At 69.5% G+C, this 15,340-nt stretch carries 12 protein-coding genes; 5 read left to right on the forward strand and 7 right to left on the reverse strand.

All coding sequences use genetic code 11. The features are described from left to right. Positions 1-254: 254 nt before the first annotated feature. The 3 genes from D457_RS0115060 (at position 255) to D457_RS0115070 (ending at position 1,753) form a co-directional block, all read left to right on the forward strand. On the forward strand, positions 255-1,097 hold the full coding sequence (locus tag D457_RS0115060) for a helix-turn-helix domain-containing protein (protein ID WP_083926765.1): 843 nt from the start codon (positions 255-257) through the stop codon (positions 1,095-1,097). An 11-nt stretch (positions 1,098-1,108) separates the two neighbouring features. Further along, positions 1,109-1,297 carry a DUF397 domain-containing protein gene (locus D457_RS0115065; protein ID WP_017581499.1) on the forward strand — a complete coding sequence of 63 codons (189 nt, stop codon included), beginning with the start codon at positions 1,109-1,111 and terminating at the stop codon, positions 1,295-1,297. A 213-nt stretch (positions 1,298-1,510) separates the two neighbouring features. After that, positions 1,511-1,753: a DUF397 domain-containing protein gene (locus D457_RS0115070; RefSeq protein WP_017581500.1), complete on the forward strand. Its 243-nt coding sequence runs from the start codon at positions 1,511-1,513 to the stop codon at positions 1,751-1,753. 21 nt (positions 1,754-1,774) lie between these two features. On the opposite strand, the gene D457_RS0115075 is transcribed toward D457_RS0115070, so the two are convergent. The 5 genes from D457_RS0115075 to D457_RS0115095 all read right to left on the reverse strand — a co-directional run bounded on the left by D457_RS0115075 (position 1,775) and on the right by D457_RS0115095 (position 7,360). Beyond that, the gene (locus D457_RS0115075) at positions 1,775-2,761 is read right to left on the reverse strand and encodes an NAD-dependent epimerase/dehydratase family protein (RefSeq protein ID WP_017581501.1); all 987 of its coding nucleotides are present in this window, start codon (positions 2,759-2,761) and stop codon (positions 1,775-1,777) included. Positions 2,762-2,820: 59 nt separating this feature from the next. Further along, positions 2,821-4,074 carry an RNA polymerase sigma factor gene (locus D457_RS0115080; protein ID WP_017581502.1) on the reverse strand — a complete coding sequence of 418 codons (1,254 nt, stop codon included), beginning with the start codon at positions 4,072-4,074 and terminating at the stop codon, positions 2,821-2,823. 54 nt (positions 4,075-4,128) lie between these two features. Continuing rightward, positions 4,129-4,566: a YciI family protein gene (locus D457_RS0115085; RefSeq protein WP_017581503.1), complete on the reverse strand. Its 438-nt coding sequence runs from the start codon at positions 4,564-4,566 to the stop codon at positions 4,129-4,131. A gap of 95 nt (positions 4,567-4,661) precedes the next feature. Beyond that, the gene (locus D457_RS0115090; RefSeq protein ID WP_017581504.1) at positions 4,662-6,038 is read right to left on the reverse strand and encodes an MFS transporter; all 1,377 of its coding nucleotides are present in this window, start codon (positions 6,036-6,038) and stop codon (positions 4,662-4,664) included. A gap of 758 nt (positions 6,039-6,796) precedes the next feature. Continuing rightward, entirely contained in the window at positions 6,797-7,360 is a 564-nt protein-coding gene (locus tag D457_RS0115095; protein ID WP_017581505.1) for a hypothetical protein, read from the reverse strand. Between the two features lie 214 nt (positions 7,361-7,574). Between D457_RS0115095 and D457_RS0115100 the strand changes: the two genes are divergently transcribed. Continuing rightward, positions 7,575-10,622 carry a type 2 lanthipeptide synthetase LanM family protein gene (locus tag D457_RS0115100; RefSeq protein ID WP_239646111.1) on the forward strand — a complete coding sequence of 1,016 codons (3,048 nt, stop codon included), beginning with the start codon at positions 7,575-7,577 and terminating at the stop codon, positions 10,620-10,622. Positions 10,623-10,798: 176 nt separating this feature from the next. On the opposite strand, the gene D457_RS0115105 is transcribed toward D457_RS0115100, so the two are convergent. Continuing rightward, positions 10,799-11,365 carry a hypothetical protein gene (locus D457_RS0115105; RefSeq protein ID WP_017581507.1) on the reverse strand — a complete coding sequence of 189 codons (567 nt, stop codon included), beginning with the start codon at positions 11,363-11,365 and terminating at the stop codon, positions 10,799-10,801. A 378-nt stretch (positions 11,366-11,743) separates the two neighbouring features. Here D457_RS0115105 and D457_RS0115110 point away from each other — a divergent pair, with 378 nt between their 5' ends. Continuing rightward, complete coding sequence (locus D457_RS0115110; RefSeq protein ID WP_017581508.1) at positions 11,744-11,962, forward strand: hypothetical protein; 219 nt, start codon at positions 11,744-11,746, stop codon at positions 11,960-11,962. An 11-nt stretch (positions 11,963-11,973) separates the two neighbouring features. On the opposite strand, the gene D457_RS0115115 is transcribed toward D457_RS0115110, so the two are convergent. Continuing rightward, positions 11,974-14,877, reverse strand: coding sequence for an AfsR/SARP family transcriptional regulator (locus D457_RS0115115; protein ID WP_017581509.1), 2,904 nt, complete (start codon positions 14,875-14,877; stop codon positions 11,974-11,976). Positions 14,878-15,340: the final 463 nt, after the last annotated feature.

The following is a 15,340-nucleotide window of genomic DNA, read 5'->3' on the forward strand; positions in this document are numbered from 1 at the left end:
GGGGGCGACGGCGACGCATCGCTTCGGAAGCCAACCAGCGCACATGCGCCAGCTCAGACAGGTTCAGGTATCGCGCCATGGGCGAACTCCGGGTGTTCGGTTGCCGCTGGATAGGCGGCGGAAAATGGATGCAAGCCCATACTGAATACTTCAGACTGAAGTGTCAAGAGGAGACTTTCAGACTGAGCGAAATGTCTAGTTCGGGTCTCCGTCATATGATCGGCACGCCATCCGCCCACCACACAGGGAATGACATGAGGGAGTCACCGACAGTCCGCAAGCGCCGTCTTGTTCGCGAGCTACGTCGCATGCGCACGGCTGCCGGGCTGTCCATCGAGGACGCCCGCAAGCAAATGGGCTGGACATCAGGCCGCCTGAACCACATGGAGGCAGGCCGCTCTCGCCCTGATTCGAGTGCGCTCAAAGACCTGATGAGCACCTACGGCATCAGCGATACCGCGAAGCGCGAGGCCATCCTGGAACTAGGTCGGCAGTCGAAGAAGCGCGGATGGTGGACGAAGTTCGACGATGTGCTGTCCGATGACTTCATCGGCTTCGAGGCCGAAGCAGCCGAGATCAGTACCTTCCAGCCCATCGTCATGCCTGGCCTGCTTCAGACACCCGAATACGCCGCGCTCTCTGCACGAGCCTCCCTCGCTCGCACGGAAGAAGAGATCGAGCGCATCGTGACCGCCAGGGTGCTCAGACAAAAGATCCTGCAACGTGACGATGCCCCTGAGCTGCACGCGATCGTCACAGAAGAGGCCCTCATTCGACTGAGGCGCAGTGACCCGGACCTGGCTCAACATCAGATCGGCCATCTAGTCGACATGGCCGAGGCTCTGAACGCGGTGACCATCCAGGTGCACCCCCAGTCAGCTGGGATCTTCGCCTCCACCAGCGGCGCATTCACGATCCTTGATTACGCCGATGAGCTGGATCAGCCCCTCGTTTACGTTGACACCACTGAAACCGGTATCTACATGGAGGAAGAGGCGCAGGTCACGGCGTACAAGAAGGTATTCGAGCACGTCAGCATGGATGCCCTGTCCAAGGCAGCATCCGTAGAGCTGATGAAGCAGATCATCACGAGCTAGAGGCAGATCCGATGCACCCGTCCGACCCCATCCAGTTCCGCAAGAGCAGCTACAGCGCGAACGCCTCAGACTGCGTCGAGGTCGCTGATCTCCCCAACGCGAACCTGATCCGCGACACACAGAACCGGGAGGCTGGACACCTGCTGTTCGAGCCCACCGAGTGGCGAGCGCTTCTCGTGACCGTGCGGGCAGATGCCTAACCACCAGACATGAGAGAGGCCCCCCGTCCCCGGGGGGCCATGCATCCATTCGTCCTTCACTCTACTGCTGAGTGCGCCAAGCGGGTAGTAGCCCTACGGTGACCTCAGCTGGCCCAGGGGTTCGGGACGTTTTCCTCTGATCCTGAGGTGTAGCAGCGGGCAGGGGTGTGCATGAGTAACTGAGCACCCCTACCCCCAGCGAAGGACTCAGGCATGCGCCTAGCCGTCGAAGAGCTCACCTTTCACAAGTCCAGTTACAGCGACCGAAGTAACTGTGTAGAGGTCGCGCGGTTCCGCAAGTCCTCCTACAGCGGCTCTGGCGACAACTGCGTAGAGGTCGCCGACCTCCCTACCGGTGCGGCAGTGCTCGACACCCAGAACCGGAGCCTCGGTGCGCTGGCCTTCCCCTCCTCGGAGTGGGCCGCCCTTGTGAAGATCGCTCAGGGCGGCCGATAAAGACAGGCCAAAGGGGCCGCCCTACAGGCCCAGGACTCGGGCCTCGACCTCGGGGGCCAGGCCGACGCGGGGGCGGTCCGGCCGCTGATCCGCGTCCCCTCCGATGGAGCGCAGCCAGGCCCAGGTGTCAGCCACGGTCTCCGTCACCGGTCGGCACCGCAGTCCGGTGGCGAGGGCGCGCTCGACGTTCCCCTGGTGCAGGGTCTCGTGCAGCTCGCCCGGCGGCAGCCAGACCGGGAGCTCCCGCCACGGGGCGATCCCGGCTTCCTCAATCGCTTCGGGAGATGTCCAGCGGAACTCGGCGTCGGAACCAGTGGCCTCCTTGCACGCCGTCAGAAAGCTCTCCATGGTGGCGTGGCCACTCGGGCTGACCATGTTGTAGGGACCGGCCAAACCCTTCTCCGCAGCGTCGAGGGTCCACGCGGCCAGGTCGCGGGCGTCGACGTACTGCAACGGCAGGTCGCGCGGGCCCGGGGCCAGGACCGGTCCGCCCTCGGCGATGCGGTTGAGCCACCAGGGCAACCGCCCCACGTTCTCGTACGGGCCCAGGATGAGCCCCGCTCGCACGAACAGCGCCCGGTCGCCGAAGACCCCCTCGGCAGCCAGCTCACCGCCGCGCTTGGCCCGCGCGTAGTCGGTGCCGTCGTCATCGATCGACGACTCCACCACCGGGGCGTCCTCGTCCGCGCCGGGGGCGCTGGGCACTCCGTGGACGGATCGGCTGGAGATATAGGCGTAGTGGCCGACCCGGCCGGAGAGCAAGCGAGCCGCATCGGCCACCACCGAAGGCGCGTCCGACCAGGTGTCGACGGCGTGGTCCCACTCCCCCGCCGCCAGCGCGGCGAGCCCCCCGGGCTCGGTGCGGTCGCCGTGCAGGACCTCCGCACCGGCAGGGGCTTCATGCTTCCCCCGGTGGAAGACGGTGACGTCCCAGCCTCGGGCAATCGCCTCCTCCACGACCGCACGTCCCACGAACTCGGTACCGCCCAGAACCAGAAGTCTTGTCATGCGGTCAGTCTGGTGCCCGGGAAACCCCGGGCACCAGAGCTGACTGCTGACAGCAGAACTCAGCGCCGCGCCCGTTCCAGCAGAAGGGCGCGTTCGCGTTGGTTGCGGGTGAGTTCGGCGGCGCGTTCGTACTCGGCCCGGGCCTCCTCGGTGCGGCCGAGCCGTTCGAGCAGGTCCGCTCGGACCGCCGGGAGCAGGTGGTAGTCGTTCAGGGCCTTGGCTCCGCGCAGGGCATCGACGATGCCCAGAGCCGCATCCGGTCCGAGTGCCATGGAGACGGCCACCGCCCGGTTGAGTTCGATCACGGGGGACCCGGTCCGCCGGACCAAGGCCTCGTAGAGTGCGGCGATCCCGTGCCAGTCGGTGTCCTCGGGCCGGACGGCCACCGCGTGTTTGGCGGCGATTCCGGCCTGGAGGGAGTAGACGCCGCGGGGTCGGGCGGGATCGGAGGGCAGGGAGCGGCGCAGCCCGGCCAGGCCGCGGTTGATGAGCAGGCGGTCCCAACGAGAGCGGTCCTGTTCGGCGAGGGGGACCGGTTCACCGTCGGGGCCGACCCTGGCGCGGAAGCGGGAGGCCTGGAGCTCCATCAGGGCAAGCAGCCCGTGCACCTCGGGTTCCTCGGGGAGCAGTTCGGCGAGCACCCGGCCCAGGCGCATGGCCTCCTCGCTGAGTTCGGGGCGCAGCCAGCGCTCCCCCGAGGTCGCCGTGTACCCCTCGTTGAACACCAGGTAGAGGACTTCGAGCACGTCACGGAGGCGAGCGTCGCGGTCCGGCCCGACCGGGACCTCGAAGCGGACGCCCTCGTCGGCGAGTCTGCGCTTGGCCCGCACCACGCGCTGGGCCACGGTGGACTCGGGTACGAGGAAGGCGCGGGCGATCTCGTCGGTGGTCAGCCCGCCGAGCAGCCGCAGGGTGAGCGCCACCCGCGCCCGGGTGGACAGTACCGGGTGGCAGCAGACGAACATGAGTTTGAGCAGGTCGTCGCCGTAGTCCTCTTCCAGGACGGCGTCGAACTCGGCCTGCCCGTCGCGTTCGGCGATCTCGCGGCCCAGCTCGACCATGCGCAGCCGGAAGCGTTCGTCGCGCCGCCAGCGGTCGAGGACGCGGCGCCGGGCGACGGTGGTCAGCCAGGCACCGGGTTTGCGGGGGACACCCTCTTCGGGCCACTTCTCCAGGGCGCTGACCAGGGCGTCCTGGGCGAACTCCTCGGCGAGTCCGACGTCGCCGACCATCCTGGTGAGTGCGGCGACCAGGCGGGCCGACTCGATGCGCCAGACCGCCTCCACCTCGCCTTCGACACCGGTGTGGCCCACGGCACCATCTCAGCACCACGGGCCACACCACGCAACAGGGTTCAGGGCCACGGCTCAGCTGTTGAGGTTCTCCTGCTGGGCGCGCAGGTTCCACTCGCGCTCCTTGAGCTCCTCGGACATGCCCTCCATGTCCTCTATCTCACCGATCCGGCGCAGCTGGAGCTTCATCTCGGTCGGGTCGCCCTTGGGCGGGTGCGGGCACCGCTTGGCCCACTCCACGGCCTCGGCGTGCGAGGACACCTGGATGACCCAGTACCCGGCGATGAACTCCTTGGCCTCGGTGAAGGGGCCGTCGACGACCGTGGCCTCACCGTCGCGGAAGATCACCTCGGTGCCCTCGGCGGTGGGTGTGAGCCCCTCCCCGGTGAGCAGGACCCCGGCCTTGGCCATCTCCTCGTTGTAGGCGCCCATCACCTCGTAGACCTCGGGTGCGGGCTCCCAGTCCCGGGCCTCGGTCTCGGGGGTGCTCATGATCGACATCAGGTAACGCATGGTTTCCTCTTCCAGGTGCGCGGCGGGGCTTCTCCCCGCTCTCACCCGTACGTCGAACGGGTCGACGCCGGATCGACACCCTTCCCGAAGTTTTTCTACGGTTCCTTCCGCCCCTCTCCCTGCCCCGAATCCTCTCCCCGTTCACCCTGGTCAGGAGCTTTTTCCCGGCCCTTGGCGGCACGCTCGGCGTCCGTCTCCCGCGCGGCCCGCTCCGCCTCGGCCACCTGTTCGGCCTCGACCTCGTCGGCCTGGCCGATGACCCTGCTCAGCGCCCGGGCGGACAGGAGCAGACCGACCAGGACGGCCGCCCCGGCGGCCACCGGCACGTAGTACAGCTCGACCCGGCCGAGCAGACCGCCCAGCAGCGCGCCGAACACCCCGAAGCCCGCACCGAACATCTGGACGCACGCCATCACCCGGCCCATCTGGATACCGGGCACGATCAGCTGGATGGCGCCGATCAGCACGATGTTCGACGAGGTCATGACGTAGCCGATCACCATCCAGGCCGCGGCCGCAACGTACGCGTTCGGGGCCAGCCCGAAGAGCAGACAGGCGCATCCGGCCAGGGTGAAGAGCACCAGCTCCGTCCGGAAACGGCCGAACCGGGCCACGATCAGGCCCACCGTGGACGCGCCCAGGAGCGCGCCCACCGCGGAGGTGCCGATGAAGACGCCGTAGAGGACGGTGGGAACCCCGAAATGCTCCCGCACCAGGAGCACCAGCACCGCGGACTGGGCCATGAACGCCATGTTCACGACCATGTTGAAACCCATAATCGGACCGAGGGAGCTCCCGCGGAAGACGAAGACCAGTCCCTCCCGCACGTCGGCGAGGACCGAATGCACCGGGCCGCTTTCGGGCTTCTCCTCCGCCGCACCCGCCGCCTCGCCCTCCGGACGCTTGGGTCGGCGCACCGCCAGCGGCAGGCCGAGCAGGACCAGCGCGCCCAGGACGTAGGCCCCGGCGTTGACCGCCAGGGGCAGGAACGCCGCCACCGCGAACAGGAAACCAGCGATGGGACCGCCCGCGAACTGCTGCATGACCGTCTGCCCGCCGACCAGTCGGCTGTTGGCCCGGTCGATCGCCCCGGCCGGGGCGATGTCCGGCAGCATCGCCCGGCCCGCGAGGTCGTAGAACACCTCGCAGACCATGACCGTGAACATCACCGCGTACAGCACCCAGATCGAGGCGTGCCCGGTGAAGATCAGCAGGGAGAGGACGACGAGCGCGCCGCCCCGGCCGAGGTTGGTCAGAACCATCAGGCGCACCCGGTCGACCCGGTCCACCACCACACCGGCGAAGAGGCCGATCATCAGCCAGGGCAGGAAGCGGACCATCGTCAGCCCTGCCACCAGCAGGGGGTCGTTGGTGAGCATCGCCGCCACCAGGGGCAACGCGACGAGCATCATCCCGTCGGCGAGGTTGCTGGACAGGCTGCCCGCCCAGAAGCGGTTGAAGTCCCGCCCCATCGGTGGTTTCGCCTTTTTCCCGGGGTTCGCCCGGTCGGAGGGTGCGCTGTTCACTCGGGGGGTGTCCCTTTCACGAGGAGTGGGCCGGTATGGCCCGGTCAAGGCTCCCTGGAACGGGTCAACTCCGGGTCACGGAACTCCTACGGTCCGGAACCCTGCCGGCGTAGGCCGCACTCGGGCGGCCTTTTCACCCTGTTCAAGGCCGTTCACCCAGGGGCGGGGTCTCCTCGCGTGGCCGCATCCGGACAGACCCGCCGCTGACGGCCGAGACCTCTCGGCGGCGGTCCGCCCGGCAGCCTGGTCTCTCACAGATAGCGCGAACCGTGTGAAGGACACGCGAAGAGCACCGGGGAAGGTGGTTTTCAGAAGGAGGGGAGGCACCGTCACCCACACCGCCGACCCGAAGCCCACGTGCAGCCCTGTCTACCGCTGCCCCACCGCTTTCCCGGCCTCTCGCGTCATCGACTGACCAACAGGCGCGAACACCCGGCGGGGATGCCCGGAAGGTCCGCCTCACGGCAGGCCGGGGCACCCGGCCGCCCACGTGCCGAGATCGCTGAGAAGAGCACCCAGAAGGTCCGCCCCACGGTTGTCCGAGGTGCTCACTCAGGCGTTTCCCGCAAGGGAAGGGGGCCGGTCCGCGCTTCAGTTCCAGGACAGGGGCCAAAAGCCGGCCAGACCCCGGCGGGGGCCTGACCGTGTCTTCGTTGTTGGTGCCCTTCGTGTCGGAGCTCGGCTCGGGTTGAGAGGTTCCCGGGTCAGCCCACGGCCTTGAGCACCGACAGCCAGGTCCGGCTCAGCGACACCGTGGCGGTGTCCGCGCCCCTGCGCACCAGCTCCTCGCTCAGTTCGGGATGCTTGACCAGCCGGTCCGCCCTGGTCATCAGGGAGACGTCCCCCGATTCCACCACCGACCGCACGATGCGGTCCTCCAGGTTGGCGCGGGTCCGCACCGCGAACGGGCTGCCGCTCTTAGGCAGGAAGGGCCCCGTGTAGAGGTCCAGGGCCCGGCTCACCCGGCCCTCGTCCAGGAGCTTGAGCACCCGGACCACGTCGAAGCTCGCGCCCTTCTCCAGCCGGTAGCAACCGCGCAGGCGCTCGTACTCGACCGGGATCCCGGCCTTGCGCGCCCGCATCGCCAGCGTCGGCAGGCTCGACGGCGCGGGAGCGGTCTCGAACAGGCTGACTGTCACCCAGTCCCGCTGGGCGCGACCGCCCTGCAGCGCGAGCAGTGCCGCCAGCTCGATCGCCCGACGGCTCGCCACCGCGGCCCCGCCGACGGTGCACCGGCCCAGTGTCGCGACCTCGATCCTCTCCGCCATGTCCGTCTCCTCCCCCCGGGGGCCGTCTCGCACCCGGACCGGTCCTGGACCCTGACCATCGCAGCGGCCGCGATCCCCCGGTTATCCCGGACCTATCCCCCGACCGCACCGCGTGAGCCCGGTGTGAAGTCCCGGGGCGAGGATCCGGGGAGAAAAGCGGCCCCACGTCGGAAAACCCGCCGGGAGGGCCCGGGAAAGGGCAGGAGAGATCACCATGGCAAATACGTGGACGGTGGCCGAGCTTCCCTGGCACAACGCCTTGGACCTCAGCTCCCGCGCGCACCCGCGTGCCGCGGGCGCCCCCTCGGACGCGCTCGCCTATCGGAGGTGGGTGGACGAGTTCGGCCGGGACGGGGTGCGCAGCGCCGTGGCCGCCCTGGGCCTGGCCGCCGAGGACTTCCGCGGGATCGTCGAGAACGACGGACCCGCCCCGGAGGCCGAAACCCCGGAGTGGGTGCGCAGGGCCGACCTGCACCTGGCATTGGGCCGGGAGGCCGCATCCGACCGGGAGACCCATCTAGCCCGGGCCGACTCCATGGGTTTCCTCAGGCCAGCCCTGGACCTGGTCCACGGCTACCAGCGCGCCCTGCACGCCAGGGTGGAGCTCGCCATGCACGGGCACGACACCCGGATCGCGCGGCTGCCCCACCTACTCGCCCACGATTGGCCGGTGGAGGAGCTCAGCCTGGCGATGACCTCGACCATGATGATGGAGATGAACGTCGCCCAGATCAGCGGGCGGGTCAGCGGTGACCAGAGCGAGGAGCGCTTCCTCGCCTACCTGGGCATGCTCTCCGAGGACGGCTTCCAGCGTGAGTTGTGGTCGGAGTACGTCGTGCTGCTGCACCGCGTTGACGATCTCCTGCACCGCTGGGCGCAGACCCGCGCGGAGTTCGCCGAACACCTCGTCGCGGACCTCGCCGGGTTGGACGCCCTGAGCGGGTCCGTCCTCGGCGAGCTCACCGGGGTCGACTTCGGTTCGGGGTACGACCGTCGTCGCGGCGGCCTGCGAACCGCCGTGGCTTCCTTCGGTGACACCCGGATCGTCCACCGGCCGTGGTCACTCGACGCGCAGGAGACATGGGGCAGGATCGTCGACTGGTTCAACGACCAGGGCCCCGCCCACCGCATCACAGCCCCCCGCGTCCTGGGGTGCGGGGACCACGGGTGGTCCGAGTTCGTCGAGCACCTGCCCTGCCCGCCAGAGCAGGCGGACGCCTTCTACTGGCGGCTGGGCGCGGTCCACGCGCTCTCCCACTCCCTGAGCGGCGGCGCCCCGGACCAGGCGGACGTGATCGCCGCCGGGGCCCATCCGGTGCTGGTCGACGCCGAGGCGATCCTCAGGGGGACGTGGACCGGACCGGAGCGGCCGGCGGCCCCCGGTGCGGAGAAGGGGAAGCTCCGCGACGGCGGGTCCGGCGGCCCGGACACCGGGAACGAGGGGGACGACGGGCAGGACGATGAGGACCCCGACGACGAACTCGACGGGCTCGACGACGAACTCGACGACGGGCGGCACCGCCCGTACGCGGACGGGGTCGAGTTCGACCCGAGCGACCACAGCGAGGCCTTCGAGGCAGGGTTCGTCCTCACCTACCGCTCCCTCTTCGGCGACCGGAGCACCTGGCTGTCCGAACAGGGCCCGCTGCGGCACCTGGACTCCGCGCAGCTGCGGCAGGTCCTGTACCCGGAGTCGCTGTACACGGCACTGCTGGCGGAGGGCGACCGGCCGGAGTTCCTCAGGGACGGACGGGACCGGGACCGGGCCCTGGCCAGGGTGGCGCTGGGCGCGGACGGCGACCAACCCTGGGAGGCCCTGCTCCCCTCCGAGCTGACCGACCTGCGCAACGGCGACCTGCCGCACTTCAGCGGTGTCGCGGGCTCCACGGACCTGGAGGACAGCCGGGGACACCTGCTGCCCGACGTCCTCGACCAGCCCCCGGCGGAGAGCGTGCGGCAGCGCCTGCTCTCCCTGAGCGGACACGACCTGAGCGACCGGGTCACCTCGCTGCGGCGCGCCGCCGAACCACAGACGCCCCGCCCCGGCGACGCACGCACGCTGGCCCTGACCGATCCGCCCGCCGGTGTGGAGGATTCGTTGAACGCCTCCCTGGAGATCGCCCGCGGGCTCCTCGGCCGGAGCACACCGGACTCCTTCGGGCTCTGCTCCGACGCTGCGGGTGTGGGCATGTTTCTGAGCCGGCTGCACGAGGTGACCGGGGACCGGGACGCGGGCCGGGCCGGGGAGCGCTCCGCGCGGAGCACCGCCCGCCAGGTGCTGGAGATGGCCCGTTCGGTGGACCAGCAGACGGGGAACGGGGGTGCGGAGGCCCCCGATCCGGGACTGCTCGGCCAGATCGGCGGGGCGGTGTACCACCTCGCGCACGCTTACGCGGTCCACGGCACCCCGGAGTGGCCCGGGGTGATGGAGGTCGGCCTGGCCGCCCTGCGCCGGTGCATCGACCAGAGCACCCGCGAGGCGCTCGGCGGCGGCCTGGCCGGAACGGTGCTGGCCGTGCTGTCGGTGCACGCCGTCCATCCCGGTTCCGATGCCCTGGACGTGGCGCGGCAGGCGGCGTCGAAGCTCCTGGACCAGCTCGGCGGCCTGGACCGGCTCGACGCGCGAAGACCGGCCAAGGCCGGTGCAGGTCCCGCCTCCGGTCCACTCTCCGGTTTCCGGCCGGGGATGGCCAGCGGGACGACCGGTGTCGTCCACGCGCTGCTGTGCCTGAACTCCGCCGCCCCCGCTCCCCGTTACCAGGAGGCCCTGGAGGCGCTGCTGCGGCACGAGCACGGGCTGCTGGAGCGGACCGCCGCCATGGATCCGTCCTGGTGCCGGGGGATCACCGGCATCGGGCTGTCGAGGATCGCCCTCCTGGAGTCCTCGGCCGCCCCGTCCGTGCGGTCCACGGCGACGGAGGACCTCGCCGTCATCGAGAGCGAGCTCACCGCTCTGCACCTGCCCTCGTCCGGTGTCTTCCGTTCGGCCGGGGACAACGGCCTGTGCCACGGCGACCTGGGAAACCTGGAGTTCCTGCTGGCGGCGGCCGAACGCAGGAACGACACTGGGACGGCCCTGCGGCTGCGCCGTGCGGTCGCGGCGCTGTGCGCGCGCGGCCGCACGCACGGCTGGCGGATCGCCCCGCTGGACACCCAGGACTCGCTCGGCCTGATGTACGGCCTTTCGGGCATCGGCTACAACCTGCTGCGCCTGGCCCTGCCTGAGCGCGTCCCCTCCGTGCTGATGCTGGGCGCTCCCTGACCCGGGTGCAGAGCCTGTTCCTTCCGTGCTTTGCGCACTTTCCGTTCTTCCGGTTCGCGCGCGCTTCCTCTCCCGCTTCTCCCGGGCCCACGGTACTCACCCGTGGGCCCGTTCGGCTGCGCCATGTCCCTTGCGCCCTGCACTCTTGCGCTGGCCCATTGCCCTGGTCGCGGGCCCTATCCCACCGGTTTCGCGGCCACCGGCACCGCGCGACGCGTCATGGGCGCGGCCACTCGCTGAGCTCCCCTGCGCGCGAGCTCCCGGGTGAGTTCGGGGGAGGTGACCACCCGGTCCGCGGCCTCGACCAGGCGGATGTCGTCGCACTCGACCACCGAGCGCACGATGTGCCGCTCCAGCTGGGCCCGCGTCTGGACGGCGAACGGGCTCGTGCTCCGGGCCATGAACGGCCCCTTGTACATCTCCAGGGCCTGGGCGAGGTATCCCTGGGAGAGCAGGAACAGGAACTCCGCGACGTCGCAGCGGACGTCCTCGTCGATCCGGTAGGCGCCGATCTCGCGTTCGTACTGGACCTCGAGCCCGAGCTTGCGGGCCCTCATCGCCAGCGTGGGAAGGCTGGAGGGCGAGGCCTCCCCTTCGAAGAGGACGGACAGGAGCCAGTCGCGCGGAGCGGCTCCGTCCGAGAGCACGAGTGCGGCGGACAGCTCCACGGCTCTGCGGTGCCGGACGGGCTGACCGTTGACACGGCACTCTCCGAGGGTCTGCACCATGGGAAGGTCGTTCATATTCACTCCGCGTTCGAGGGCGACCAGTAGTTACCTGACCAAGGGATCTGTTCGTGATTCCGACTGGTACCGATCCTCGCCGCGGGTGACATCCGGCAGCTATCCCCGACCTATCCCGGACCCGAGACAGGTCGGACATACCGCCATGAGCTGCAAAGATGCCGATTCTGACTGCCCCGGGCGCGGTCGGCGGGGCCGCTGACACCGCGCCACCTCGGGCTTTTCGTTCCGTTATCCCGACCATCCCGGCGGCTATCGGAACTCGCGCGGATCTGGACATCCGGCGAATAGCTCGACGATAAACCTTTTCGACGCTTCTGCCGCAGGATGTGGTCATCCCGAAAGAACGGGAGCAGGTTCCCCACACAGGAGTTCTCCATGCGGATCGTCAAGAAGGTCGCCACCGTCGTCGCCACCCTCGCCACCGCCGTCGCGCTCTCCACGGCGGTCGCCGCCCCGGCCTCGGCCTCAGCTGTGGACGGGCTCCCGGCCGGCATCGGCAAGGTCGTCCTGCCCGACGTGGTGGGGAGCATCTGCGGCGCCACCGGCAACGTCCTCCCCAACTGCCCCAACAGCGACCCCTGGGGCGACGAGTGAGACACCCGGTATCAGGCCTTCTGTTCGGAGATATCAGCCAGTGCTAGGTCCGCCACCCGGATCCAGCGTTCGTACCGCAGCTGTTCCCCGATTTCCCGGATCCGTTCCAACCCCGCCCGAGCCGTGTCCACCCGCCCTCGCGCCAGGTGGACACGGCTCAGTTCCAGGAGGATCTTCGCCTCCCCCAGCGGGTCAACCAGGTCCCTGACCAGGTCGAGTGCCGTGTTCAGGCGTTCCTCGGCCCGGCCCAGGTCGCCCAGGAAGACGTCGGCCAGAGCCACCTGCTCCAGTACCTGGGCCTGCGCACGCACGTCCCCACACGTCTCGGCGAGGGCCAGCGCCTCCGCCAGTTCACGCAGGCCGTCGTCCGCATCCCCCGCGCGTACCCGCAGGTAGCCCGAGAGCATCAGGCTGCGCCGCTGACCGGCGGCGTCACCCAGCGAGGTGAAACCCTTCAACGCGTTCTCACAGCCGTGCAGGGCGCTGTCGTTGTCTCCGGCGTTGTGGTCCATGAAAGCGAGGTGCATGCGGACCGATGACGCACCGCGCACCTCGCCGAGCTCCGTGTACTCGCTCAGCACCCACTCCAGCCGGGTACGGCGGGTGGCGTCGTCATAGCGGCTCTTCAGCAGGTTGGCCAGGTCAGCCGTGATCGCCGCCGCCCCCAGCCGGTCCCCGCTGCGCCGGACCAACGGCTCGACCCGGTCGTGCAGGTCGGCGATATCGGTCATGTAGCCGCGCCGCATGAGGAACATGGAGACGCCGACCGTCAGTTCCCAGCTGTGTTTCGCCAGGCCCTCCTCCACGGCTTGGGAAACGATGTGCAGCAGATTGGTCCGTTCCGCCTCCAGCCAGGCGTAGGGGTCCGCCGTCACCCGGTCGACGTAGGACCTCGGCGGGTTCCAGCGCGCGGATTCCCCCCGGACCAGGAGGTAGTCACCGCCGACGAGCCCCCGGTTGGCCGCGTCCAGGAGCGCCAGCCAGCCGCCCATGAGGCGTTCGAGGGCCTGCCGGCGCGAAGTGTCGTCCTCCGTCTGGAGGAGCCGTTCGCGGGAGTAGTCGCGGACCAGGTCGTGGAAGCGGTAGACGGGTTCGGCGTTGAGACCGGATCCGACGATGTCGAGCAGATGGGCGTCGACCAGGGGTTCCACGATGTCCGAGGGGAAGGGGCGCCCGTCATCCAGGAGGGCCGCCGCCGACCAGACCGGGATGGTGGGGCCGTCGACCATCCCGAGAAGCCCGAACGCCCGGGCGCCCGGGCGCTCCAAGCCGTCGAAGGTCATCGACAGGCTGGCCCGCACGGTCATGTCGCCGTGGGCGAGCTCGTCCAGCCGGTGGCTCTCGTCGGCCAGGCGCGCCACCATCGACGCGATCGACCAGTGCCGCCGGGCGGCCAGCCGAGCAGACACGATGCGCAGGGCCAGCGGCAGCCTGCCGACCGACCGGACCAGGGCACGGGCCGCCTCGGGCTCGGCGGCGACCCGCTCCTCGCCGAGGACCTGTGCGAGCAGCTCCAGCGAGGTGTCACCGCTGAGGGTTTCCATCTGCACGAGGGCCGCGCCCGGCATACCGGTGAGGTTGGTCCGGGACGTGATGACGACCCCGCACCCGGGGCCCGCCGGAACGAGTGGGAGGACCTGGGTCTCCGAGGCCGCGTCGTCGAGGACCACCAGGACCCGCCGGGTGGCCAGAAGACCCCGGTACATGGCAGCCCGCTCGTCGGTGTCGTCCGGGATGGCCTGGCCGGGGACCCCCAGGGCGCGCAGGAAGCGGCCGAGCGCGTCTGCCGGTGTGAGCGGGTTGCCCCGGATGGCGCGCAAGTCGCAGTAGAGCTGACCGTCGGGGAAGTGTTCCGGACCGAGCCGGTGCGCGATGTGGACCGCGGTGGCACTCTTGCCCACCCCGGGCCGCCCCACCAGGACGAGGACACCGACCTTCCCGTCGTTCTCGACCAGGGTCCGCTCCGCGGCCCGCGCGGTCTCCGTGCGTCCGACGAAGTCAGCGGTGTCCGTGGGCAGCTGGAAAGGGGTGATGGCGGTCGCGGCGGTCGCGGACGGTTCGGGCCGTCCGCCCGGTCCCTCGGAGTCACCGGCGCCTTCAGCGCCGCGCCCCGCCACGGCGGGCGGGGCCACCCGCAGGGATTCGTCAGCCGCGAGGATGCGCTGCTCAAGCTCACGCAGTTCGGTGCCGGGCTCGAGCCCCAGTTCGTCGATGAGGAGATCGCGACCGGCCCGGTAGGCCTCCAGGGCGTCGGCCTGACGCCCCGACCGGTACAGGGCCAGCATCAACTGGGCGCGCAGGCCCTCCCGCAGGGGGTGCTCCTGGACCAGGGTGTTGATCTCGCCGATCAGTTGGTTGTGTCGCCCCAGGGCCAGCTCGATCCCGAGATAGGACTCGATGGCCGCCATGCGCTCCTCGTCCAGGTGCGTGGCCCGGACCCTGAGCCCGTCCGCCGTGATACCGCTGAAGGCGGGCCCCCGCCACAGGCCCACGGAGGAACGCAGCACGGCCGCGGCCTCCTCCTGGCGACCCTCCTGGATCAGGTCGGTCGCCTCCCGCGCACGGGCCCGGAACACGTGGGCGTCCACGGTGTGGGCCTCGGCCGACAACAGGTATCCGGGGGATCGGGTCTCGATGGTGACACCGGTGGGCTGGAGCAGCCCTCGGATGCGGGACACGCAGATCTGCACCTGGGTGCGGACGGTCTCGGGCGGCTGGTGGGCCCAGAGGATGTCGACGAGGTAGTCGGTGGCGACCACGCGGTTGAGGTCCAGCAGCAGCGCGCTGAGGACGGTCTGCTGGCGCCCGGACGGCACCCGGACCAGTCCGGCCGGACCGCGGACCTCCAGAGGTCCCAGAACGCGGAAGGCGATGTCCTCATCACCGTTGAACCTCTGGACCGAAGTGATGGCCACGTTCCCATACCTACTCAAAGTCGAACCAGCCTGGTCTTCCGCGAACAAAAGTACATCATGCGACAGCACCGCCCGCTGGAATCCGAATACGACAGGCGGAGACCAGCGGACCGCCAAAGGAAGACGAATGATCTGTCAGCATATTTCACGTTCATGAATACTCCACCGAACACGAAACCCGCAAGCCGGGAGACGGACAGGACACACTTCGCCGCCACCCTTCCACGGAAAAGCTCAGGCAGACTTCTGATACACCGAGCCAGAAAATCAAAAAGCGACTCCGCGTGAAATTATAGCTACCCAAGGCTACCGACTTCGCCCTCGAACAACGCGGAAATAGCGGAGGGATAGGACGGGAACAGCGCGGCCACCTACCTTGGCCCTCAGCCGCGCGACATCACGGAACCGACCACTGGGGGAACCGATGCCTACTGCAGGCCACCCCGGAGACAGAACTCGGGAG

Source organism: Nocardiopsis valliformis DSM 45023, assembly GCF_000340985.1.
In the GTDB taxonomy this organism is placed as follows: domain Bacteria; phylum Actinomycetota; class Actinomycetes; order Streptosporangiales; family Streptosporangiaceae; genus Nocardiopsis; species Nocardiopsis exhalans.